The organism is Salipaludibacillus aurantiacus, assembly GCF_900111295.1.
GTDB lineage: Bacteria > Bacillota > Bacilli > Bacillales > Salisediminibacteriaceae > Salipaludibacillus > Salipaludibacillus aurantiacus.
In genome coordinates this window covers 40,604-59,858 of record NZ_FOGT01000007.1, presented here as the reverse complement: position 1 = coordinate 59,858, position 19,255 = coordinate 40,604, and the positions used below count along the sequence as shown (strand labels likewise).

Genomic DNA, 19,255 nt, shown 5'->3' with positions numbered 1-19,255 from the left:
TTATTAAAGGGAGCGGATAATAATGGAAATGATCTTAATAGTTTTAATTGGTGCGCTCGCAGCTGTTTTAGCTAACAGAAATATTGCAGTATTTAATGACGGTCTGCGTCCTATTGTGGGAGAACACATAGAAGGGCGTCTCAGCCGGCGGGATTTAGGACTTACAGCCTTTGCCATGAGTTTTGGTCTGGTTATAGGTTTTGGTATTCCATTTACACTCACCGCAGCTATTATTCTTGTTCATAGTATTTTACTTGGGACAGATATTATCGGCCTGATGACTCCTAAAAATAAATGGGGAACGCCAGTGGCCGCAGCTGTGGGCGGCTTATACGGCGCGGGTCTTCTTATCGGTCTCGAAGGTTTTGTGAACATGTTCGAGTATTTGCCAATCAATTTCCTTGAAGAAATGGAAATGATAGGGGCGCCTGTTATTGTCACCTTTATGGCTTTCCCCGCCTTGGCGATAGCGTTTCAGTTCAGTGTGAAAAAAGGTGTAATCACTTTTCTGATAGCCGCACTCGTCCGGCAAATTGCTGTCTGGTTTAATGAAACGGGTCTATTAACCATTGGAGGGACAGAAGTAGTTTTAAACCAGGAAGGGATGGCCCTTATTGTCGGTATGGTTTTCCTGTTGATTTTTGCGATGAACGAAAAAAGGGATGAGGACAGCAGCGGGGTGGATCTCGCCAGTATGTTCAGTGAAAAGGTGAAAAATATCAGGAAGAATATGTTTGTACTCGCAGCTCTAGGGGCTCTGATTGCTGCTGGAACTAACGCCTTTATTATGGCCGGTGACCCTATATCATTAACGTTGCTGTCGGAAGGCCAAATTAATGATGCAGGCTTTGCAGCAGCTGCAAGAGCGATCGGCTTTATTCCGCTTGTGGCCAGTACGGCAATAGCTACAGGTGTCTACAGCCCGGTTGGGTTTACTCTCGTCTTTGTAGTCGGATTCTTTGTACCAAACGTATGGCTGGCACTTGGATTAGGGTTTGTCGTCATTATTCTGGAAGTATTGCTGCTCAGTTCAATTGCGCGTTTCCTTGACCGTTACCCTGGAATACGAAACTCTGGAGAAAACATTAGAAGTGCTATGACCCGTTTGCTGGAAGTTGCGCTGCTAATCGGCGGAGCTAACGCAGCGAATGCTATTGCACCGGGATTGGGCTTCTTTATTATCGCAGGCTTCTATTTGCTTAACGAAGCTGCAGGGCGTCCAGTTGTCCGTGTGGCTGTAGGTCCGGTAGGTGCTATTGCAGTTGGTATCATTGCGAACATTCTGGCGTTAATAGGCTTAATGTAACTCATATAGCAAAACTATGAATTCTGGAGGGGACACCATGTTTATACAAACAGTCAGAGGAAGGATTGACAGTAAAGAATTGGGCATTTGTGCCGCTCATGAACATCTGTCCATTGATCTGTCGCGAATAAAAAAAGATCCGGATACTATTCTTGATGATGAAGAGGGCGCGATCGAAGAAGTTAAAGCTTTTGCTAAGTCCGGGGGCGAAGCTATCATTGAAGTGACAAATGATGGAATGGGCAGGGATGCAGAAAGACTTAAAAGAATAAGCGAAGCAGCCGATGTCCATATAGTCGCGTGTACCGGGTTCTATAAGGACCCGTTCATCCCTTCTTTTGCACAGGGATGGGAAGCTGAACGTTTTGCTGAACATTTCATTAAAGAAGCGGAAGAAGGCATTGAAGGAACATCTATCTATCCAGGTATTATAGGGGAAGTAGGAACGAGCAAAAATGAAATGAAACCTGTGGAGAAAGAGCTTCTGACTGGGGCAGCCAAAGCAGGGCTGGTGACAGGATTGCCGGTTACTACTCACACTACTCTTGGAACTTTAGGAAAAGAACAAATGATGTTATTTGATAAGCTCGGTCTCCCGCCTGAACAGATTATCATCGGTCACCAGGATCTTAATCCTGATGACGAAGAAGTTCTTGAAGTACTGGAAACCGGGACTTATATAGGTTTCGATACCATTGGTAAAACCAATTACCGGCCTGATAGTGATAGAATGGCTTCTTTAATTAAGTTTGTCGAGGCAGGCTGCGAAGATCAGATTCTTCTTTCAGCAGACCTGACAAGGAAATCCCACTGGAAAAAGTATAACGGTCCAGGGTACGGACTTGTCCTCGACTATTTTATCCCTGAATTTAAGAAGAAAGGGGCAGATGACACCCTTATTCATAAACTGCTGGTGAAAAACCCTGCCCGTGCTTTTTCAATAAATAAATGAGGTGAACAGGATGAGCAGCCATCAACCAGAAAACCAATCGCTTCTTCCAGTAATGTCTATGGAAGAAGCTATGAAGAAACAGTTTAAATTTGTTAAGTCTATCAGCAGGTATTTTGATGGAAATTCATTTATGTCATATGGTGATTTAGGATTACACCCTCAATATAAACGGCCTGAAACAACCGCTAAAGCTGAACAAGTGCTGGCGGATTTCTTTGAAGCAGAAGCCGCCGTTCTTGTCCGCGGTTCGGGAACCGGAGGTATAAGGACGCTGCTCAGTGTTCTGCTTCACCCGGGAGATACAATGATTATTCATGAAGCCCCTGCCTATAACACTACGAAAGAAACAATCAGGATGCTCGGCTTGAAAACGATAAAAACAGATTTTAATAATTTAAATCGTTTAACCGATTTTCTAAAAAACGATAAGACTTCAAAAGAGGCAAAAGTTTTTTATATTCAGCACGCCAGACAGCAGCAGTCTGATAATTATGATATCAAGCGGGTGATTCAGCTGGTAAAAGACCATCGCCCTGATCTGACGATAGTCACTGATGATAACTATTGTGCTATGAAAACACCAGGGATTGGCGTTGAGTACGGGGCAGATTATGCTACTTTTTCAGGGTTTAAAGTGCTGGGGCCTGAAGGTGTCGGAGTCATTGCAGGTTTAGAGAAGGGAATAAAAACTGTACGTGAGAGAAATTACTCCGGAGGCGGCCAAGTACAAGGGTTTGAAGCGCTTGATCTTCTGAGAATGATGACGCTAGCGCCTGTTTCTCTGGCAGTTCAGAATGCTCAGGTTACTGAGTTATATGAAAAGCTTAAAGAAGGGGGGCTCTCCGGTGTCGAGAGTGTTCAGCTGACAAATGCCCAATCAAAAAATGTTCTGCTTACACTTAAGGAACCTGTTGCTAAAGAGGTGATTGAAGCGAGTGTAGCGTTTGGCGCGGCTAACAAACCCATTGGAGCTGAATCAAAATATGAGATTTTGCCTCTCATTTACAAGCCGTCCGGGAGCTTTATTGAAAGCGATCCCCGATTAAAAGATCACGGGATTAGAATTAATCCAATGAAATCCGATGCGGATCATATCCTGTCGATTCTTGAAAAAGCATTAGCGAATGTTAAACGATAAAAGTCAGGAGGTGGATGAATGTGTTTTTAGATAAAGTCAGAGAGCTGAACCCCGGCCTTGCAGAAACAGGGGCAGCTATGCATCAAAACGGAACTATTCCACCAAACACTTACGTTATTGATCTGGATATGCTGGCTAGTAATGTCCGCTCCCTGGCATCAGATGCTGAAAAGAATAATCTTGAACTCTATTTTATGAGCAAACAAATTGGCCGGTTGCCTCAGATTGCCAGGTGGATTCGTGACAATGGTATTGAAAAAGCGGTCGCAGTGGAGTTCAACGAAGGAAAAATCCTTCACGAAGCAGGGATTAAGATAGGGAATATTGGTCACCTTGTCCAACCGGGAAAACATGAATGGGAAGAAGTCCTCCGCTGGAAGCCGGAAGTTGTGACTTTATTTTCTGTTGTTCGGGCAAAACAATTATCTGAGGCGGCTTTGAATGCTAATATGCGCCAGCCAGTTATTCTCAGGGTAATAGATGAAGGAGATATGGTTTTTCCTGGTCAGGAAGGGGGGTTTCAACTTAAGGGGCTTCTGGATGAGCTTAAAGAACTTATCGCACTGGAAGGTATAGAAGTAGTCGGAGTGACTTCATTTCCCAACTTTATGTTAAATGATGAGCAAACTGGTTTTTCATCGACGCATAATTTTTCAACTCTTTTAAAAGCAAAGGCTTTACTTGAACAAGAAGGAATAAAGGTAAGGCATGTGAACGGTCCGAGTGCGACTTGTTCTGAAACCATGCCTTTACTAGAGGAGCAAGGAGTGACACACGGGGAACCCGGTCATGCGCTGACAGGGACAACCCCTCTTCACAGCAAAGTTACACTTCCTGAAAAGCCGGCGATAATTTATGTGAGCGAGATATCCCACGAAGATAAGGAACATGCTTACGTGATCGGTGGAGGTTTTTACGCACGCGGGCAGATGACAGGCGCATTTGTCGGGAGCCGGCCAGAGACCATCTTTGACAACAGGCTGGATGCTGTATCGCCTTCCCTTGAAAATATTGATTATTACGGAATGTTAAAGAAAAACAGCGAGGCAGAAAGGCTGACCGGCCAGAGCGTGGTTTACAGTTTTCGAACCCAGATTTTTGTAACCAGAGCAAATGTAGCCCTTGTGACAGGTATCCAGTCAGGTGCTCCGAGACTTTATCATTTGGAAAGGAGCAGGTGATCGCTAATGGGAAAAGCAATTCTACTTGTGTTGGACGGACTCGGGATTGGTGCCATGAACGATTGTAAAGAAGTCAAGCCTGAAGATATAAACGCCCATACTTTAAATCATATACGTCAGCATTATCCTTTGGACATACCAGTTTTGGATAAGCTAGGGCTCGCCGGGCTTGTTGAAGGGAAAAAAGAATTCAAAGAAGCTGCTTGCGGAAAAGCAAACCTTGCACACGCAGGGGCCGATACGTACATGGGGCACCAGGAAATAGCGGGCAGTTTCCCAAAAGCTCCAGCTAAGCGGCTCATGAGGGATATTCATTCTGCTCTAGGTAATCAAATTAAAGCTGCTGGCTATAAGGTGGAATACCCTTGGAATAACAAGCCTCTTCTGCTTATTAACGAGGCACTCGTTATTGGGGACAATTTGGAGTCAGCTGTCGGAAATATTATTAATATGACAGCAGATCTAAATAAAATGCCTTTTCAGGATGTTAAAAAACTAGCAGAAACCGTAAGAGAATTTGTTGATACAAGCAGGGTAATTGCTTTCGGGAACGCAAGGAAGGCTTCACTGAATGACATTCTGGGCGCCGTACGTGAAGGGAAGGCAGGCCAATGGGGAGTCGACAGCCCTAAATCCGGCGTATACGGGGAAGGTTATGAAGTCTTTCATTTAGGATATGGCGTTAATATTTACGGACAGTTTCCAATGATAGCAGCCCGCGTCGGCCTTCCAGTATACCGAATCGGTAAAACCGCCGATGTCCTTCACGGGGAGGGGCCCGCCTATCCGATTGTGAAGACTGCCGACGTCCTAAAAAAGCTTGAAGAAGAATACATGAAAGAAACGGGTGATGCCGCCTATTTAGTAAACGTCCAGGAAACTGATCTGGCTGGCCACAAAGAAGATGTTAATTGGTACGGTGAAATCCTGGAAGAAGTCGACAGCTTTTTAGAAGGCTTCATACCGGCTCTTGAGAACAATGATATTCTTATTATTATGGCTGACCACGGTAATGACCCGACAATAGGCCACTCAAACCACACGCGTGAACAAGTTCCCATCATTGTGACAGGAAAGCAAGTAATCCCTGGGTATTTAGGGGAACGCGAAACAATGGCCGATGTAGGTGCCACGCTTTCCAGGTACTTCAGCCTTGAACCAACAGAGAAAGGAATAAGTTTTCTATAAGCGGAAAAGGGAGGAGAAGCTCCCTTTTTTTGTGCGCAGAGATTAGGAAGGATGTTAACGAAAGTATGGCTAAATTAGATTGTTGCAGAGGATACGGCAGGGATTGTTGCAGAACTGAGAGGGATTGTTGCAGATTTAGTAAATATTGTGGCACACCACCGAAAGATTGCGGCACTTACCGAAACTTAACAAATCAGCACTCCGCCGATTCCGGCACCAAACCCCAATACTCCGGATCCCCTTAATTCCTGAGCGCTCTTAACCCTGTACTTCACGGTCCCCCTAATCTCCCGACGCAGCTCCTCCGTAAACTAAATAACCACTAATTATCCCCGGACTTTTTTGCTATGATAAAAGCATGGTAAATGTATCGGAGCGGGGTGAGTATCAGATGCGGTTCTGGGTGTGGATCGGATTGCTGTTAATCACGTGGGGATTAGGGTTAATGCATGGCGGAGGGACACTGATAGATGACCCGTTTCGGTTAGCGGGAAGTGCGCTCTTTTTCAGTTTGTATTTCTTACTTCCTATTTTTAATAATCATAAAATAGGGCAAACTGTTCTCTTCTCCGTTGGGGCAGTGGCGCTTACATGGGCGTACTGGCCTGAAACGGGATGGGAGGCTAATCCTTATCAACTCATTTTGGTTATCATGATTATGGGAGAGGCGGTGTACCGGCTGCGGCCATGGCAAATGGCTGCCGTGGGAGGAGTATTTGCTGCCGGACTGGCGCTGCCTGTGGCCGCAGGTCTGCCGGCACATCCACCGGCTTTTCTTTTGCTTTTAACACTCCTTATAACAGCAGGAAGTGTCTACTTTTACCAGCATTTGTCCCGGGAGCGGCAAATGAGTGAGCAGCATGAAGCCCTGCTGATCGAATTCAGAAAACTGAAACGTTCAGCTGCGGCAGGAGAAGCAGCGGTTAGGCGGGAAGAACGGACACAGATTGCCCGTGATATCCATGACTCTGTCGGCCATAAATTGACAGCCCTTCTTATGCAGCTCGAAGTCTTTCGTCTGCAGGCAAGTGACACTCATAAGGAGGGTGTCTCCGAGTTAAAACGTCTCGCAAAAGACAGTCTTGAGGAAACACGGCGGGCGGTTAAAACGTTGAATAAAGAAGAGACCGGAGGATTGCCGGCTATCATCCGTCTTATCCGCAAGCTTGAAGCGGAGAGTTTCCTGAGAGTGCATTTCGGCATAAAACACGGCGCGCTGACGGCTCCTTTAAGGAACGACCAGGCGATCGCTGTTTACAGGGCTGTCCAGGAAGCATTAACAAACATGATGAGGCACAGCGGAACGAAGGAAGCGGAAGTTATTTTTGAAGTGCCGGGAGGGTCGGTTTTCCGTTTTGAAGTCAGCCACAGAACAACCAACGATGAACCTCTAAAAGAAGGATTTGGAATTAAAGCCATGCGCGAACGGGTTGAGCAGGCTGGGGGAGAACTGGATGTCTTAAAGCATTCGGGAAGTTTTATCGTTCGGGGCACTTTACCTCTGTACAAAAAGGAAGGTGGCAGCAATGATTAATATTTTACTCGCTGAAGACCAGAGCATGGTCCGCCAAGGGCTGAAAATGATGATCGAAACAGACCCGGAAATGAGAGTGTTAAAAGAGGCCCAGAATGGGAAAGAAGCAGTGGCTATTTGCGAAAGCCATGCTGTCGACCTGGTGATTCTCGATATACGTATGCCCGTTATGGACGGGCTTGAGGCTGCGAGGGAAATCCACCGGCGCTGGCCCGATCAGAAAATGCTAATTTTGACGACTTTTAATGATGATGATTATGCTCTCGAAGCCTTAAAATGCGGTGCGAGCGGCTATATGCTGAAAGACGCCGATGCAGAAGAACTGATTCGGGCGATAAGAAGCTGCTTATCAGGCGGGCTCACCCTTCAGGACCATGTCGCTGCCAAAGTCATGCCCCGTCTCTTAAACCAGGTCCATGAGAAACAGGAGCTCGACCCGAGTTTAACTCCGCGGGAAATTGCAGTCATTAAACTGATTGGAAACGGCAAAAACAACCAGGAAATTGCGAACGAGCTTTGTTTGTCTGTCGGCACCGTAAAAAATCATATCAGTGTCATATTAGATAAGCTAACGCTCCGCGACCGTACTCAGATCGCCATTTACGCGATTCGCCATCACCTCGTATAATTTTTAAAAAACAGACGCAGACTTTTGATGAGACAGCAACGACCTGGCAATAAATTAAGATCTCAGTCTTTTCGCTGCGTCTCTTATATTTCTAAGGGGACGGCAGAAAACGCCACCTTTCTAATCAAAAATGACTAAAGTCATGTCTTTTAATTAAACAAGTGACGGGAGACAGTGGGAGCACTGTCTCTTTCTTTATATAATCAATTCAGATAGAAGAAAAAGAATGGAGTGGTGGACGATGTTGGAAACGGAAGAGCTTCGTAAAGTGTACAAAGGGACGGCAGCTGTGGACAGCGTCAATTTATTTTTGGAAAAAGGAGAGTCAGTCGGCCTGTTGGGGCCAAACGGTGCAGGGAAGTCGACGACGATATCTATGATTGCTTCTCTCATAGCACCTTCGGCAGGAGACGTCCGCCTTAATGGAAAAAGTGTGCTTAAGCATCCGAATGAGATTCGTAAAGTGCTTGGGATTGTCCCTCAGGAAATTGCCCTGTATCCGGAACTCACAGCTTATGAAAATCTTAAATTTTTCGGGCGGATTTACGGGCTGAAGGGAGAGGCTCTCAGCAGACGGGTCCAGGAAGTGCTTGAGCTTCTTGGCCTGGAAGACCGCCAGAAAGATCTTGTCAAAACGTATTCCGGGGGAATGAAACGGCGAATTAATATTGGCGCCGCTCTTCTGCATGAGCCTGAAATTCTTATTATGGATGAACCAACCGTCGGCATCGATCCCCAGTCCCGGAGCTATATTCTGGATACAGTCAGAAAGCTGAATGAAGAGAAAGGGATGACGGTGCTGTACACGAGCCATTATATGGAGGAAGTTGAACGGCTTTGCGACCGGGTCTATATTATGGATCACGGAAAAGTCATAGCCTCTGGAACAAAGGATGAGCTGAAAAGCATTCTTTCAGGTGAAGAAGCAATTTTAGTCGAGATGGACCGGGATTATCCGGAACTTGTAAAAGAACTGGATGCGGATGAGGCGATTTTGCAGACGATAGAAACTGACAAGGGGCTGAAGCTTATCGTGCCGAAAGGAAGCCGGCTGCTCGGAAAAATCTTTCAGGCAGCAGAACGTCACGGCGCCCAAATATCAAACATTACCGTTCAAGTGCCGACGCTTGAGGATGTCTTTTTGCACCTGACCGGCCGGAAACTCAGGGACTAGGGGGGAGTGGCATGCTATCATTTATTCTTAAAGATTTAAAAATTATGGCGCGTGACAGGACAGAACTGATTGTCCTGCTCTTAATGCCGCTCATCCTGATTGGGATCCTCGGTTTCGCCTTGCGCGGCATGTTTGAAGGAAACACGGAAGCTCTTGAGATGCAAGTGGCTCTCGTGCAGCTGGATGATGAGGAGGTTGGCATTGAGGCGTTTATTGAAGATCTTGAAGAGAGCGGGGCACCGGATGAGCAGGTTCAGGCTCTAGAAAATGCTGCTAGCGACATCAGCCCGTCCCGTCTTCTAATGGCAATGTTTGAAAATGATGAGCTTGAAGAAATCATTGCAATTGTTGAGACGGATCAGGAAACAGCTGAGTCCTATGTACGAAATGAAGAAGTGGCGGCAGTTTTAACCATTCCCGAGCATTTCACATACGATTCACTGAGAAAAATGATGCTTGATGAAGGGGAAGGCAGTTCGCTTGCCTTAACTGTAACGGAGTATGGCTCTCTCCGGGCAAGTATTTTTAACGATGTGATTAGTCAGTTTGTAAGAGAACTTAATTTTGAAACGGCAATTGCTCAGGCATACGGCGGAGAATTGCCGCCCGGAGAAGAGGCAGCGGTTGGCGGGAGGGAATCGGCCACAGCTGCCGATCCGGTCAGTTCAATGCAGTATTACGCTCTCGGCATGGCCGTCATGTTTGTTCTTTATGTGAGTTCCACTTTGTCGAGTAAAGCTTTTGTGGAAAAAAAGCAGCACGTCTTTTACCGGATCCTGTTGACGGGAACCCACCCCGTGACCTATTTAAGCGGAAAATTTATATCTGCGTCGCTGATTGCGTTCCTTCAGCTTGCCATATTATTTTCCCTCTCGGCAATCGTTTTCCAGGCCTTTACATTTCATTCCATTGATTTCTGGCTTGGCATGGCGGGAATTTCAGCTGCACTCTCACTATGCGTGGGGGCGCTCGCAGCATTATTGACAGCTCTTGTAGTCAGGTATAATAACGACGCTATTTCAAGTATATTTTCAGGTGGGGTTGTTTCCTTGTTCGCCTTCGTTGGCGGCAGCTTTTTCCCGACGGATAACATGCCTGCTTTCTTTAAATTCATTGGAAGCTGGACGCCTAACGGGGCAGGCCTTGCGGCATATGTGCAATGGCTTCAGGGCTACGAGACGTCGGTAATTATGGGCTCACTTCTCCGTATTGCTGTGGCTACAGTTATTATTATAGTGGTCAGTCTGTTAATTTTTCCAAGAAGGAGGTCGACGATCGTATGAAATCAATCTATCTGCACCAGTGGCAACGGTTTCGCAGGGCGCCGATGCTCGTGGTGTCCTTCTTCTTATTAACAGTCGTTTTTGTTTTTACACTTGCCGGGTTTCAGTCGGATGATAAATTCACCGTGCTTGCTTTAGTAAAAGAGGGCTCCTCAGATCAAGCCGCCGAAGAGTGGATCGACCGTTTAAACGAATCTGAAGGGATGTTCTTTGATCTGAGAGAAGAAGAAGAGGTCCGTGAGATGATGCGGGACGGCCGTAGGAATTTTGCTCTTGCCGTCGGTGATTCGGATTACCGCATGGTGGTGGCTGCGGAGGACGCGAATCTCATGAGAGTAGAGAGCTACACGGCTCAGGTGTTCCGGGAAGAATTCCGTCTAATGCAGGCAGAAGAAGCCGGGGGAGAAAACATCCGTGAAGACATTCAGTCATCCCTCGAAGACCCGGTGCTCACCGTGACCACTGAAACGATCGAGGGCGCTGAGGGAACCTTTGTTTATGACAATCAAATTCAGACACTCTTTGGAATGACCCTTTTCTTCTCCATCTATACGATGATTTTCAGCCTCATGAATGTCACTGAAGAAAAGCGGACGGGTACATGGGACAGATTAATTGTCTCTCCATTAAAAAAATCACAGATGTATATTGGGCATTTTCTCTATTGTTTCACAGTGGGCTGTGCCCAAATAGTGGTCATATTTCTTCTTTTTAAATACGGCCTGGGATTTGACCTTGGCGGGAATTTCCCTGCTATTCTTATCGTTGTCGGCTGCTACGCGTTTGCTATTGTCGCTCTCGGCACACTGCTGATGGGACTCGTCAAATCATCGCAACAGCTCCAGGCCGTCATACCGATCGTGGCCACAGCCATGGCTATGCTTGGCGGCGCATTCTGGCCGATAGAAATCGTCACAAATAACATCGTACTGTTCCTGTCACAGGGCATGCCGATCCTCTACGCGCTGGACGCTTTAAAAAGCATCGCCATATACGGCCGCGGTCTTGCCGACTTAGCCCAGCCTCTCAGCATCTTAATCATCTTCGGTGTCGTATGCATGGGCGTAGGAGTTAATTTAATGGAACGAAGGGGTTAGAAAAAGAAAGTCGATAAAACGAATATATGGTCTTCTCACCGGGCGGATGATCGAGTGAGCATGGTTGCGGGGAGAGTATTCATGCGATTTATGAACTAAAAAGCAGATATGCTAAAATCATAAATAAACGATCGGTTAGGAGGCTAACGTTTGAAGCTGCTCACATTAAATGTCCACTCTTGGCAGGAAGAAAACCAAGTGGAGAAAATCAGGCTGCTTGCTGAGACCATTCATAACAAAAGATACGACGCTGTAGCCCTTCAGGAAGTAAGCCAGCATAAGAAAGCGCCCCTCGAGGAAGATGGCAGACTTCGGGCTGATAATTACGGGCTATTGTTAAAAAATGAACTGGGGAAGCTTGGAAGCACAGACTACGAACTTTACTGGGACGCGTCTCATTACGGCTACGTGTGGTATGAGGAAGGTGTGGCTCTCCTCGTGCGCCATCCTGCAAATCAAATTGAATCGTTTTATCTCACTTCCTCCCGCTCGATGGATTTCTGGAAAACGAGAAAAATTACAGGCGGCGAATTTATTATTGACGGCCAGCCGGTCGGCCTATTTTCCTGCCACCTCGGCTGGTGGGGAGATCAGGAAGAACCATACGAAAACCAGGTAGACCAGCTCATTGAAAAAGCAGAAAACTGTGAACGTTTTGTCCTAATGGGGGATTTTAACAGCCCGGACATCAAACAAGGAGAAGGTTACGACTATCTTCTTGGCAAGGGTCTTCATGATACTCACCGCACTGCTGAAAAACAAGAAGGACACGCTACAATTGAAGGAGAAATTGCCGGCTGGTCTGAAAATTTAAATGGTTTAAAGATTGATTATATTTTTACTAACTGGCCGTCTAAAGTAACGTACTCAAAAATCATTTTTGACGGAAAAGACGAACCGGTCATCTCAGACCATTTCGGGATAGAAACCGAACTGGAGTAATCTTCTTCGGCGGCCGGTCAGCTTTCATTTAATTAAACCCTGTTGTTTGCTGGTTTAAGAGGCAGGCAGCAGGGTTTGAGGTTTTGTATAAAAAATAGAGGCGGTTACGGCGCACGGGGAGAAAAGAGGGTGGCAGCAAAACTAATGCCTCCTCTTCTCACCAGTTTGCTGCATTCCTTACCTTCCGACTGCTAAATAAAAACAATTCCCAATAATTTCATTGACATCCTCGGTTGACAACGCCATTATAACTTAATACAATGTGTGTAACCGGTTACACATAAAAATAGGAATACTAAATACTAAGAGATACAAATATTTATACCTGACTGATAACAGATAGGCGGAATAAGTTATGGCTACTATACGTGATGTTGCTAAGCAGGCAAAAGTTTCTGTAGCGACAGTGTCAAGAGTTTTGAATAAAAAGGGTTATGTGAGTAAAGAAGCGGAAGAAGCTGTTCTAAAGGCGATCAAAATGTTAGATTATCGTCCCAATTCTGTCGCGAGAACTTTATATAATAAGTCTTCAGGTATGATTGGGCTGGTTGTTCCTGATATTACTAACCCTTTCTTCCCGGAACTGGCCCGGGCTGTGGAAGATGTAGCTTTAACTTACGGGTATACCGTTGTTCTGTGTAACACAGATGAAATGGTTGAAAAAGAGAAGAAGTATTTTGAAGCTTTAAAGCAGAAATATGTGGACGGAATTATTTTGACTACGAGTAGTTTAAGTACCGAAGATTATGACCGTCTCGAGTTACCTATAGTCGCCCTCGACCGGGAATTAGGTGATAATATTCCAACTGTCGTATCGAATAACCGGCAGGGGGCACGGGAGGCAACAGAACATCTGATTCACAGAGGATGCCGCTACCTTGCTCATTTCAGAGGGCCAGTGGGCGTCGCACCTGCTGATGAAAGGTATTTAGGATTTAAGGAAGTTGCTGAACAGCATGAGATTCCATATAAAGTTGTCAACGCAGACTTCCATATTGATAAAGCAGAATCTGCTGCAAATGAATTACTTACAAACACCCCTCTGATTGATGGGGTATTTGCAGGAAGCGATGTGACGGCAGCTGGAGTCATGAAAGCAGCTCATACGCTCAATTTTTCTATTCCAGATCAATTAAAAGTTATTGGGTTTGACGGGATTCCATTAGGCAGTATGCTTGTGCCTCCATTATCTACAATTGAACAGTCCATTTATAAAATGGGGGCCCTTTCTTCAAGGTTATTAATTAAACAGATAGAGAAAAAACCCATTGATGCGATGTATTATGACTTACCGACAAAACTTGTTATTAGGGGCACAACGTAAGGAAGGTGATTGTATGAAAAAGCCGGCTATTACAGTAGTAGGCAGTTTAAATATGGATTTGGTTACGTTGACGGACCGTTTTCCTGAACAGGGAGAAACTGTTTTGGGTAAGGAATTTTTTACAGTCCCCGGCGGTAAAGGAGCAAACCAGGCGGTAGCTGCCTCCAGATTGGGGGCTGAAGTAAAGCTAGTAGGCAGGATAGGTAATGATCCATTTGGAGAAGTTTTAAAAGAAACGATGGAAAAGAACGGTGTTTTTTTAACTGATGTGAAACCGGTTACAGATGTAGCATCTGGTGTAGCTACAATTATTCTATCTGAAAGTGATAACAGAATTATTGTCACACCCGGTGCAAATAACTTTGTAACAAAAGAATACGTCGAGTCCTATAAAGAGGTTATTCTTTCAAGTGATATGGTTCTTCTGCAAATGGAAATTCCCCTTGCGACCATCATCTATGTTGTAGAACTCTGTCATGCCAATAATGTGCCAGTCATTTTAAACCCGGCACCCGCCCAGAAATTAGATGAGGGTATTTGGCACAAAGTTACTTATCTGACTCCTAATGAAACAGAAAAAGAAGTTTTGTTCGGTAACAATTTAAATCAAGCTCTTAGAGAAAAGCTTATTATCACTGAAGGAAAAAGAGGAGCCACTTATTTTAAAAGCGATAAAAGTTACCGCATTAAAGGATTTCCGGTACAGCCGGTGGACACAACCGGTGCAGGCGATACATTTAATGGTGCCTTGGCTGTTGCCTTTGCCGAAGGGCAGGATTTAAAGAAAGCCGTAACGTTTGCTAATGCCGCTGCAGCCATCTCGGTTTTAAAAAGAGGAGCGCAGGGCGGTATGCCGAATAGACCGGAGCTTGACCATTTTTTAAATGAAAGGGAGATACTATGAAAAAACAAGGCGTTATAAATAGAGAAATTGCAGCTGTGTTAGCCCGGTTGGGACATACTGATCGGATAGCTATTGCGGATTGCGGGCTTCCTGTTCCTGATCATGTACCCTGTATAGATTTAAGTATTCGGATAGGCTCCCCCTCTTTTGATGAAGTGGTCACAGAAATTTTAAACGATATGGCAGTCGAAAAAATAATACTCGCTGAAGAAATTAAATCTAAAAATGAAAAGGTTTACTCTTTTTTACAGGAGACAGGGCTCCCGGCAGACTTTACCTCCCACGATTTACTGAAGAAGGAATTGAATAAGGTCAAAGCGATTATCAGAACAGGTGAAGCGACCCCCTATGCGAATGTGATTCTTCAGTCAAATGTTATTTTCTGAAAGGAAGTGCTAACGGGATGATTATCCAGATGGAAGGTATAGAAAAATCTTTCAGCGGCAATAAAGTCCTGAAAAACGTTAATTTTTCTCTCAAAAAAGGTGAAATCCACGCACTTATGGGGGAGAACGGGGCAGGAAAATCGACGCTCATGAAAATCTTGACTGGCATTTATTCTATGGATAAAGGCACAGTTGAAGTTAAAGGCAGAGAGGTCAATTACAAACATCCAAAAGATGCGGAGAAAGACGGCCTTGCTGTTATTCACCAGGAATTAAATATCCTTCCGGAATTAACAGTAGCAGAAAACTTATTTTTAGGAAATGAACAGACGTATGGAAGAACTGGGATTCTCAAGAATAGGGAGATGAACAGAGAAACTGAGGAGATTTTAGCTGATCTGGGGTTAAATGTTAAGGCTTCACAGCGTACTGGAAGTTTATCTGTCGGTAAGCAGCAAATCATTGAAATTGCCCGGGCGTTGATGACAAACGCAGATGTTATTGTGATGGATGAGCCCACTGCGGCGTTAACAGACAGGGAAATTGATACTCTGTTTAAAACGATCAGGGAGTTAAAACGAAAAGGAGTCTCTTTTATTTATATTTCACATCGTATGGAGGAGATATTCTCATTGTGTGACAGCATCACTGTACTGAGAGACGGCGAGTATGCAGGGACTAAAAAAGTAAATGAAACTGAATTTGACGCAATTGTGAAAATGATGGTAGGGCGAGAAATAGGCGGGAGATTTCCAGAGTATGAGTTAGTTCCTGGAGATACGAGATTAGAAATTAAAAACTTATCACGGAAAGGCGAGTTTGAGAAGGTTTCGTTTAAAGTGAGATCTGGTGAAATATTCGGGATTTCAGGTCTTATGGGAGCAGGGAGATCAGAAGTAGCAGAAACGCTTTTTGGTTTTAGAAGAGCAGATAGCGGCGATATTTTTATCGATGGGAAAAAAGCAGTGATACAAGACCCAAAAGCTGCTATTGATTATGGTTTAGGATTTGTATCTGAAGACCGGAAATCAAAAGGACTGATAGTCGATTTTTCTGTGAAAGACAATTTAAGTTTGACGCATCTTTCAGATATTTCACAGTCTAACTGGATCATTCCCCGGAAAGAACAGGAACTTTACAGTAATCTGGTAAAAAAGTTGAGTGTCAAAACTGCTGGGCCTTCACAGGCTGCTAAATCGCTGAGCGGAGGGAATCAACAGAAAGTCGTTATAGCTAAGTGGCTTAGTGAGAAAACCAGAATTCTTATTTTGGATGAACCGACACGCGGTGTAGATGTGGGAGCGAAAAAAGAAATATATAACATTATGAACGAGCTTGCTAAACAAGGTGTTGCAATTATTATGATTTCATCTGAATTGCCAGAGGTTATTGGTTTAAGTACGAGGGTAGGCGTAATGAGCGAAGGACGCTGGATGACTGTCCTCGAGCGCGATGAACTGACCGAGGAAAAGATCATGCATTACGCCACAGGAGGAGATAAATATGTTCGCCAATAATAAATTGAAATCTATGCTGGCGCTGCTGGGCCCTTTTATAGGGTTACTGCTTATTGTAATAATTATTTCAGTCTTAAATCCCAGCTTTTTGTCATTAACAAATATACTGAATATTCTCCGCCAGGTTTCCATTAATGCTTTAATCGCATTCGGAATGACTTTCGTTATTCTTACAGGAGGAATTGATTTATCTGTCGGTTCCATGCTGGCATTATCCAGTGCTGTGACAGCAACTTTAATGGCTTCAGGCGTGGATCCAATATTATCTATGCTTATCGGATTGTTAGCAGGAGTGATTCTTGGAGCAATAAACGGTGTAATCATTGCTAAAGGGAAGGTTGCTCCATTTATTGCAACCCTTGCTACGATGACTATCTACAGAGGATTAACTCTTGTGTTTACAGATGGTCGGCCGGTTTCAGGCCTAGGGGATTCGGCGGTATTTGAAATGCTCGGCAGAGGTTATTTCCTGGGTGTCCCGGTACCTGCTATGACTATGATGATTAGTTTTCTTATTCTCTATTTAATCTTGAAAAAAACTACATTCGGCCGCAGAGTTTATGCCGTGGGCGGGAACGAAGAAGCCTCCATTTTATCTGGAATAAAAGCAGATCGGATTAAAGTTTATGTTTATTCATTAACCGGTTTTTTCTCAGCTTTAGCTGGGATTATCCTGACTTCCAGATTAAATTCTGCCCAGCCGACAGCTGGAACAATGTACGAACTTGATGCGATAGCAGCTGTGGTACTTGGAGGTACCAGTTTAACTGGTGGAAGAGGTTGGATCGTCGGCACTTTGATCGGTGCCTTGATCATAGGGGTCTTAAATAATGGCCTGAATCTGTTGGGAGTGAGTTCTTTCTTCCAGCAAGTAGTTAAAGGCAGTGTTATTCTGCTGGCGGTACTATTAGACCGCAAAAAAAATGCTTAAAAAGGGGCGATTGAACATGAAGAAAACAGGTCTGTGGGTAATAGTAGCTTTAATCAGTGCTTTAATGATTGCATGTACTACTGAATCTCCTGCAAATGATTCAAACAATGAAGCGAGTGGAGAAGAAAACGGCGATTATACCGTTGGTTTTTCTATCTCAACCTTAAACAACCCTTTCTTTGTGACATTACAGGAAGGTGCGGAAGAAAAAGCAGAAGAACTTGGAATTGAGCTAAATGTTGTAGATGCTCAGGATGATGACTCTAAACAGGTCAACGACGTGGAAGACCTGATACAACAGGGAATAGATCTGTTATTAATCAACCCAACAGATTCGTCATCAGTTATCACAGCAATTGAATTGGCGAATGCAGAAGGTATTCCTGTAATTACAGTAGATCGTGGTTCAGACGGTGGCGAAGTTGTTTCTCATATAGCCTCAGATAATGTAGCTGGCGGAGAAATGGCTGGGGAACTCCTTGTAGATCTGGTTGGCGAAGATGCAGAAGTTGCTGAATTGGAGGGTATTCCTGGATCATCAGCAGCGAGAGAAAGAGGAGAAGGTTTTAATAATGTAGCAGATGAATCGTTAGATGTTGTAACCTCGCAGACTGCTAATTTCGACAGGGCAGAAGGTCTATCAGTAATGGAGAATATCCTGCAAGGTCACCCTGATATCAAAGGTGTTTTTGCCCATAATGATGAAATGGCTCTAGGAGCATTGGAAGCCATAGAAGGTTCAGGAAATGAAGACGTAGTAGTTGTGGGCTTTGATGCTACTGACGATGCAGTAAACGCAGTTGAAAATGGCCGATTAGCTGGTACGGTAGCACAACAGCCAGTCCTTATTGGTGAAGAAGCTCTCGAAGCAGCCGAAGCAGTATTAAATGGAGAAGATATAGAAGAATTTATTCCAGTAGATTTGGAACTAGTGACAGAATAATTTTATCTCAGGCCTTATAAGTCAGGCAAACCTCCCTCACTCACGAGGGAGGTTTTATTAATAAAGTGTTTATTGATGATAAGGAGTGGGGATGAAATGCAGTACAGTTGTGGGTAACTGATGCCGCGCTCCTATTTGAGGCTCTTCACCCGGTATGTGAACGCCTTGCTCTTCCCCCTCACATGCTCTTTGGAAGGGCCTTCTCTCTATGAGCCCCAGCCTCCGCAGTCTTTTTAATTTCTAATTTCCTGAAAATCAGGTAACCAACACAGGCAGCCGTCGCGAAAGTGAGGCTGCCTGCCGCGTTTATATAGACATCTAAAATTCTGCCTGAGCGGCTGATTAAAAAATACTGGTGGATTTCATCGATCAGTCCAATGAGCGTTGATGAAGCGGCCCCTGATAAACCGCGTTCCCATAATTTTTTTACGGGAGTTGTGAAAAAGATTAAGAGGGCTATTACTCCGTAGATTACAAAATGGCCTGCCTTTCTTATTTGCAGGTCAAGGTTATTATGTAAGGAATAGGCAGAATAAAAGGAGCTTTCAAGGTCAGTGAGAAAGCTTAGTGAAGCTTCTTTTTTATAAACCGCCTGCACCGATAAACCATCGGTTGAAGCAGCCATTTCGGCTAAAGTGCTCATAGAAATGACCAGCAGAATGCTCACAACTATTACAGCAGCCATACGCATAAATATCCCTCCTGTCTAGTAATCTATCTTTTCCATCGACAGGTGAAATATACCAGGGGGAGGATGAGGGCGGAAACAAAACAACCTCCCTCACGATCCGCTTCAGGAGACAGTGAGGGAGGTTGTTCAGTTTGCG

The 19,255-nt window shown here is 44.7% G+C and carries 18 protein-coding genes; 17 read left to right on the top strand and 1 reads right to left on the bottom strand.

The genetic code is table 11. The annotated features are described in order from the left end of the window. The first annotated feature begins 22 nt into the window (after nucleotides 1–22). The 17 genes from BMW59_RS10185 (at nucleotide 23) to rbsB (ending at nucleotide 18,428) form a co-directional block, all read left to right on the top strand. Nucleotides 23–1,306 carry a YhfT family protein gene (locus tag BMW59_RS10185; protein WP_093051252.1) on the top strand — a complete coding sequence of 428 codons (1,284 nt, stop codon included), beginning with the start codon at nucleotides 23–25 and terminating at the stop codon, nucleotides 1,304–1,306. A gap of 37 nt (nucleotides 1,307–1,343) precedes the next feature. Next, nucleotides 1,344–2,258: a phosphotriesterase family protein gene (locus tag BMW59_RS10180; RefSeq protein WP_093051249.1), complete on the top strand. Its 915-nt coding sequence runs from the start codon at nucleotides 1,344–1,346 to the stop codon at nucleotides 2,256–2,258. A 10-nt stretch (nucleotides 2,259–2,268) separates the two neighbouring features. Further along, nucleotides 2,269–3,396: an aminotransferase class V-fold PLP-dependent enzyme gene (locus BMW59_RS10175; RefSeq protein WP_093051246.1), complete on the top strand. Its 1,128-nt coding sequence runs from the start codon at nucleotides 2,269–2,271 to the stop codon at nucleotides 3,394–3,396. Between the two features lie 20 nt (nucleotides 3,397–3,416). Then, nucleotides 3,417–4,577, top strand: a complete 1,161-nt coding sequence (locus BMW59_RS10170) for a YhfX family PLP-dependent enzyme (protein ID WP_093051243.1) — start codon at nucleotides 3,417–3,419, stop codon at nucleotides 4,575–4,577. A gap of 6 nt (nucleotides 4,578–4,583) precedes the next feature. Beyond that, entirely contained in the window at nucleotides 4,584–5,765 is a 1,182-nt protein-coding gene (locus BMW59_RS10165) for a phosphopentomutase (RefSeq protein WP_093051240.1), read from the top strand. Between the two features lie 358 nt (nucleotides 5,766–6,123). Further along, on the top strand, nucleotides 6,124–7,299 hold the full coding sequence (locus BMW59_RS10160; RefSeq protein ID WP_245733050.1) for a sensor histidine kinase: 1,176 nt from the start codon (nucleotides 6,124–6,126) through the stop codon (nucleotides 7,297–7,299). Then, complete coding sequence (locus BMW59_RS10155; protein ID WP_093051234.1) at nucleotides 7,292–7,927, top strand: response regulator transcription factor; 636 nt, start codon at nucleotides 7,292–7,294, stop codon at nucleotides 7,925–7,927. The genes BMW59_RS10160 and BMW59_RS10155 overlap by 8 nt, the downstream gene beginning before the upstream one ends. A 241-nt stretch (nucleotides 7,928–8,168) precedes the next feature. Next, the gene (locus BMW59_RS10150; RefSeq protein ID WP_093051231.1) at nucleotides 8,169–9,101 is read left to right on the top strand and encodes an ABC transporter ATP-binding protein; all 933 of its coding nucleotides are present in this window, start codon (nucleotides 8,169–8,171) and stop codon (nucleotides 9,099–9,101) included. Nucleotides 9,102–9,112: 11 nt separating this feature from the next. Then, nucleotides 9,113–10,384 carry an ABC transporter permease gene (locus tag BMW59_RS10145; protein WP_093051228.1) on the top strand — a complete coding sequence of 424 codons (1,272 nt, stop codon included), beginning with the start codon at nucleotides 9,113–9,115 and terminating at the stop codon, nucleotides 10,382–10,384. After that, the gene (locus tag BMW59_RS10140; protein WP_093051224.1) at nucleotides 10,381–11,481 is read left to right on the top strand and encodes an ABC transporter permease; all 1,101 of its coding nucleotides are present in this window, start codon (nucleotides 10,381–10,383) and stop codon (nucleotides 11,479–11,481) included. Before BMW59_RS10145 ends, BMW59_RS10140 begins: the two co-directional genes overlap by 4 nt. A 150-nt stretch (nucleotides 11,482–11,631) precedes the next feature. After that, entirely contained in the window at nucleotides 11,632–12,423 is a 792-nt protein-coding gene (locus BMW59_RS10135; protein ID WP_093051221.1) for an endonuclease/exonuclease/phosphatase family protein, read from the top strand. A 355-nt stretch (nucleotides 12,424–12,778) separates the two neighbouring features. Beyond that, on the top strand, nucleotides 12,779–13,747 hold the full coding sequence (locus tag BMW59_RS10130) for a LacI family DNA-binding transcriptional regulator (protein ID WP_093051218.1): 969 nt from the start codon (nucleotides 12,779–12,781) through the stop codon (nucleotides 13,745–13,747). 13 nt (nucleotides 13,748–13,760) lie between these two features. Then, the gene (gene rbsK / locus BMW59_RS10125) at nucleotides 13,761–14,651 is read left to right on the top strand and encodes a ribokinase (RefSeq protein WP_093051215.1); all 891 of its coding nucleotides are present in this window, start codon (nucleotides 13,761–13,763) and stop codon (nucleotides 14,649–14,651) included. Continuing rightward, nucleotides 14,648–15,037: a D-ribose pyranase gene (gene rbsD, locus BMW59_RS10120; protein WP_093051212.1), complete on the top strand. Its 390-nt coding sequence runs from the start codon at nucleotides 14,648–14,650 to the stop codon at nucleotides 15,035–15,037. The genes rbsK and rbsD overlap by 4 nt, the downstream gene beginning before the upstream one ends. Before the next feature lie 17 nt (nucleotides 15,038–15,054). After that, nucleotides 15,055–16,554 carry a sugar ABC transporter ATP-binding protein gene (locus tag BMW59_RS10115; RefSeq protein WP_093051209.1) on the top strand — a complete coding sequence of 500 codons (1,500 nt, stop codon included), beginning with the start codon at nucleotides 15,055–15,057 and terminating at the stop codon, nucleotides 16,552–16,554. Further along, a complete protein-coding gene (locus BMW59_RS10110) occupies nucleotides 16,541–17,485 on the top strand; it encodes an ABC transporter permease subunit (protein ID WP_093051206.1) in 945 nt (314 codons plus the stop codon). The genes BMW59_RS10115 and BMW59_RS10110 overlap by 14 nt, the downstream gene beginning before the upstream one ends. A 16-nt stretch (nucleotides 17,486–17,501) precedes the next feature. Continuing rightward, nucleotides 17,502–18,428 carry a ribose ABC transporter substrate-binding protein RbsB gene (gene rbsB / locus BMW59_RS10105; protein WP_093051203.1) on the top strand — a complete coding sequence of 309 codons (927 nt, stop codon included), beginning with the start codon at nucleotides 17,502–17,504 and terminating at the stop codon, nucleotides 18,426–18,428. Nucleotides 18,429–18,606: 178 nt separating this feature from the next. Here the strand turns inward: rbsB and BMW59_RS10100 are convergent, their stop codons facing one another. Continuing rightward, the gene (locus tag BMW59_RS10100) at nucleotides 18,607–19,119 is read right to left on the bottom strand and encodes a VanZ family protein (RefSeq protein WP_093051200.1); all 513 of its coding nucleotides are present in this window, start codon (nucleotides 19,117–19,119) and stop codon (nucleotides 18,607–18,609) included. Nucleotides 19,120–19,255 lie beyond the last annotated feature (136 nt).

Excerpts from the sequence above, each read along its gene's own strand:
- BMW59_RS10185 (WP_093051252.1), top strand. The coding sequence starts at position 23 with ATGGAAATGATCTTAATAGTTTTAATTGGTGCGCTCGCAGCTGTTTTA.
- BMW59_RS10180 (WP_093051249.1), top strand. The coding sequence starts at position 1,344 with ATGTTTATACAAACAGTCAGAGGAAGGATTGACAGTAAAGAATTGGGC.
- BMW59_RS10175 (WP_093051246.1), top strand. The coding sequence starts at position 2,269 with ATGAGCAGCCATCAACCAGAAAACCAATCGCTTCTTCCAGTAATGTCT.
- BMW59_RS10165 (WP_093051240.1), top strand. The coding sequence starts at position 4,584 with ATGGGAAAAGCAATTCTACTTGTGTTGGACGGACTCGGGATTGGTGCC.
- BMW59_RS10160 (WP_245733050.1), top strand. The coding sequence starts at position 6,124 with ATGGTAAATGTATCGGAGCGGGGTGAGTATCAGATGCGGTTCTGGGTG.
- BMW59_RS10155 (WP_093051234.1), top strand. The coding sequence starts at position 7,292 with ATGATTAATATTTTACTCGCTGAAGACCAGAGCATGGTCCGCCAAGGG.
- BMW59_RS10150 (WP_093051231.1), top strand. The coding sequence starts at position 8,169 with ATGTTGGAAACGGAAGAGCTTCGTAAAGTGTACAAAGGGACGGCAGCT.
- BMW59_RS10145 (WP_093051228.1), top strand. The coding sequence starts at position 9,113 with ATGCTATCATTTATTCTTAAAGATTTAAAAATTATGGCGCGTGACAGG.
- BMW59_RS10140 (WP_093051224.1), top strand. The coding sequence starts at position 10,381 with ATGAAATCAATCTATCTGCACCAGTGGCAACGGTTTCGCAGGGCGCCG.
- BMW59_RS10130 (WP_093051218.1), top strand. The coding sequence starts at position 12,779 with ATGGCTACTATACGTGATGTTGCTAAGCAGGCAAAAGTTTCTGTAGCG.
- rbsK (WP_093051215.1), top strand. The coding sequence starts at position 13,761 with ATGAAAAAGCCGGCTATTACAGTAGTAGGCAGTTTAAATATGGATTTG.
- rbsD (WP_093051212.1), top strand. The coding sequence starts at position 14,648 with ATGAAAAAACAAGGCGTTATAAATAGAGAAATTGCAGCTGTGTTAGCC.
- BMW59_RS10115 (WP_093051209.1), top strand. The coding sequence starts at position 15,055 with ATGATTATCCAGATGGAAGGTATAGAAAAATCTTTCAGCGGCAATAAA.
- BMW59_RS10110 (WP_093051206.1), top strand. The coding sequence starts at position 16,541 with ATGTTCGCCAATAATAAATTGAAATCTATGCTGGCGCTGCTGGGCCCT.
- rbsB (WP_093051203.1), top strand. The coding sequence starts at position 17,502 with ATGAAGAAAACAGGTCTGTGGGTAATAGTAGCTTTAATCAGTGCTTTA.
- BMW59_RS10100 (WP_093051200.1), bottom strand. The coding sequence starts at position 19,119 with ATGCGTATGGCTGCTGTAATAGTTGTGAGCATTCTGCTGGTCATTTCT.